At 73.5% G+C, this 2,491-nt stretch carries 2 protein-coding genes and 1 pseudogene; 2 read left to right on the top strand and 1 reads right to left on the bottom strand.

Annotated elements, in window-relative coordinates:
• Nucleotides 1-306: pseudogene (locus N869_RS14360) on the top strand (hypothetical protein); the annotation flags it as partial.
• A 13-nt stretch (nt 307-319) separates the two neighbouring features.
• Here N869_RS14360 and N869_RS14355 read toward each other — a convergent pair.
• Nucleotides 320-937 (bottom strand): TetR/AcrR family transcriptional regulator, encoded by a 618-nt coding sequence (locus tag N869_RS14355; protein ID WP_052105613.1) that lies wholly within the window; start codon nt 935-937, stop codon nt 320-322.
• A 103-nt stretch (nt 938-1,040) separates the two neighbouring features.
• Here N869_RS14355 and N869_RS14350 point away from each other — a divergent pair.
• A partial coding sequence (locus N869_RS14350) for an MMPL family transporter (RefSeq protein ID WP_035062718.1) occupies nt 1,041-2,491 on the top strand: 1,451 nt, incomplete at its 3' end.

The raw sequence follows: 2,491 nt of genomic DNA, 5'->3' as shown, positions 1-2,491 counted from the left end.
GCCGGCGACCAGGGGTGTCGACCCGCGGCGCCCGTCGTCCTCGGCGGTCGGATGGGTGGTGACCCCGTGTGGGCGGCGGTCAAGCCACGAGTCCACCCCGTGGGCGGGTGGGTGCGTGCCGCAGAACCCGTGGCCACCGGTGCGGCGCTGCTGGCCGCCGCCCGGGCCGGGCTCCTCGGCGGCCGGGACACCCCGCTGGACCAGGCGCCGACCCTGACGTTCGCGCCCCCGGGGGTGCAGGCGTCCGGGGACTACGACGCCGTGATGGACCGCTTCCGTGACGCGGCCCTCGGCAGCGGGGCCTGAGCGGGTCTGCGCCTCAGTCCTCGGGCCCGAGCTCCTCGGACAACCCCAGCAGCACCGTGGGCAGGATGGTGTCGAAGTCCTCGCGGGGCGGGGCGCCGGGTGAGGCCTCCTGCGCCAGTGCCTTGAGGTACAGCGAGGACAGCACGTCCGCGAGCTGCGCCGGGGCCAGGCGCGGCCGGCGCCCGAGTCGCTCCAGGGCCAGGAGCAGGACGTCGGCGAACTCCCGCTCGAACCGGGCCGAGTGCTCGTACAGGCGGCGCCCGGCGTCCTCGTTGCGCATCGCGTGCAGCACGAACTCGGTGTGGATGAGGTACCAGGTGAGGGCCGCGGGCCGCAGGCGCTCCAGGACGGTGGTGATGAGTGCGAGGTCGAACTCCTCGGCGGGGGTGCCCTCGACCGCCTCGCGGACCAGGTCGACCATGTAGGCGGACTGCTGCTCGAACAGCGCGTCGAACACGTCCTCCTTGGTGTCGAAGTTCGAGTAGAACGCCCCACGGGTGTACCCGGCCGCCGTCACGAGGTCGTCGATGGTCGCCCCGTGGAGGCCCTTCTCGGCGAACACCGCCGCGGCAGCGTCGAGGATCCGCGCGCGGGTCGCAGCGCGGCGTCGGGTCATGGTGTGCTCGGTCACGTCGCCGGACAGGCTACTCGCGGTGTTCTTGATACAGCAACGTATCGAATACGCTTGTGCATCGAAGCCCTGCCCTGGGGGCCGTCGCACCGGGAGCACCTGGATGTCCTCACAGCTGTACCGACTCGGTCGTGCCATGGCACGCCACCGCCGTGCCGTCCTCACCTCCTGGCTGGCCCTCCTGGTCGCGGTCGGGGCCCTGGCCGGGCTCTCCGGCGGCCAGCCCCAGGACGAGCTCACCATCCCCGGCACCGAGGCCCAGGAGGGCCTCGACGTCCTGGACCAGAGGTTCCCCGAGGCCGGCGGCACCACCGCCCAGATCCTCTTCGTGGCACCCGGCGGGGACGTCAGGGCCGTCGCCGACCAGGTGCGCGACGTCCTGGCGGAGATCGCCGACGCCCCCGACGTCGAGTACGTGGGCGACCCCCTCGACGGCACCGACCCCCTGGCCGTCTCCGACGACGGCTCCCACGCCCTGACCACGGTCAGGCTCGGGTCCGAGCTGGGCGACCTGGACCCCGGCACCGTCCCCGCCCTGGAGGCCGCCGCCGAGCGCGGCTCGGCTGGCACCGACCTCGAGGTGCACATCGGCGGGTCGGTCTACGCCGAGACCTCCGTCCACATCACCGTCGCCGAGGTCCTCGGGGTCGTGGTGGCCATGGTGGTCCTCGCGATCACCTTCGGGTCGTTCCTCGCCGCCGGCATGCCCCTGCTGACCGCCGTGATCGGGGTGGGCATCACGATGGCGGCCATCCTCGCCCTCGCGGCCCTCACCCCCGTCAGCAGTACCGCCCCCACCCTGGCCCTCATGATCGGTCTCGCGGTGGGGATCGACTACGCGCTGTTCGTGCTCTCCCGGCACCGCAGCCAGCTCGCCACCGGCATGTCCGTCGAGGAGTCCATCGCCCGGTCGGTCGCCACCGCGGGCAGCGCCGTCGTGTTCGCCGGTGCCACCGTCGTGATCGCGCTCTGCGGTCTGTTCGTCGTCGGCATCCCCTTCCTCACCGTCATGGGCCTCACCGCAGCGCTCGCGGTGACCATCGCGGTGGTGATCGCCCTGACGGGTCTGCCGGCGCTGGTCGCGGTCGCGGGGGAGCGGCTGCGACCCCGGCCCGGGTCCAGGGCCGCGGTGCGGGCCCTGGTCGAGCAGCACGGCGACAGCCCCGACACCCCCGGCCTGGTCGGCTCCGGCCAGGGCGGTGCGTCCGGGGCGACGTCGGCGCGCACCATGGGGTCGCGGTGGGTGCACCTGGTGACCCGTCGGCCCCTGCTGACGGTCCTGGTCGTGGTGCTGGGCCTGGGTGCCATGGCGATCCCCGCGAAGGACCTCGCGCTCGGGCTGCCGGACAACGGCTCGGCCGAGCCCGGGTCCCCGGAGCGGGTGACCTACGACCTGATCGACGAGGCGTACGGCCCCGGCTTCAACGCCACGCTCGTGGTCACCGTCGACATCATCCGCAGCACCGACCCCCTGGGGGTCATGGCCGACCTGGCCGAGGACCTGCGGGGCTTCGAGGGCGTGGCCCAGGTGGGCATGGCCACCCCCAACCCGAC

This window comes from Cellulomonas bogoriensis 69B4 = DSM 16987 (assembly GCF_000767165.1).
GTDB lineage: Bacteria > Actinomycetota > Actinomycetes > Actinomycetales > Cellulomonadaceae > Actinotalea > Actinotalea bogoriensis.
Note: the sequence above shows the minus strand (reverse complement) of the source record. Positions and strands in the feature narration are given on the sequence as shown.